The 579-nt window shown below is 61.8% G+C and carries 1 pseudogene; it reads left to right on the top strand.

Annotated elements, in window-relative coordinates:
* Nucleotides 1-64: 64 nt before the first annotated feature.
* A pseudogene (locus tag VQ045_RS21895) lies at nucleotides 65-579 on the top strand (IS5 family transposase); the annotation flags it as partial.

Raw genomic sequence — 579 nt, 5'->3', positions numbered from 1 at the left:
CTAGGCTCAGGACCTATTAATTTCTCTTGATGTGTGATTCAGAGCTTCCGTCAAGGAGGTTCTGATGGCTGGTTTGTTTTTGCTGAGCGAGCGCCAGATGGCGCGGATATCGCCGCATTTCCCTTTGTCGCACGGGGTTCCTCGCGTCGATGACCGGCGGGTGGTGAGCGGCATCGTCTATGTGATCCGCAACGGTTTGCAGTGGAAGGACGCGCCGGCCGGTTATGGCCCGCACAAGACGCTGTACAACCGCTTCATCCGCTGGAGCCGGCTCGGTGTCTTCAACCGGGTATTCTCGGCTTTGGCGGGCGAAGGGCCGAGGCCCGAACGCATCATGATCGACGCGACCCATCTGAAGGCCCACCGGACGGCGGCGAGCCTTCTAAAAAAGGGGATGTTCCCCGACGTATCGGGCGCACCAAAGGCGGCCTGAACTCCAAGCTCCATGCCGTCTGCGACGATGATGGCCGGCCGATCATCCTGCTCTTGTCGGAAGGTCAGATGAGCGACCACAAGGGCGCCCGTCTCGTGCTCGACGCCCTGCCGCCGGCCTCCAGCCTGATCGCCGACCGGGGCTAT

This window comes from Aurantimonas sp. E1-2-R+4, assembly GCF_036549515.1.
GTDB lineage: Bacteria > Pseudomonadota > Alphaproteobacteria > Rhizobiales > Rhizobiaceae > Aurantimonas > Aurantimonas coralicida_A.
Note: the sequence above shows the minus strand (reverse complement) of the source record. Positions and strands in the feature narration are given on the sequence as shown.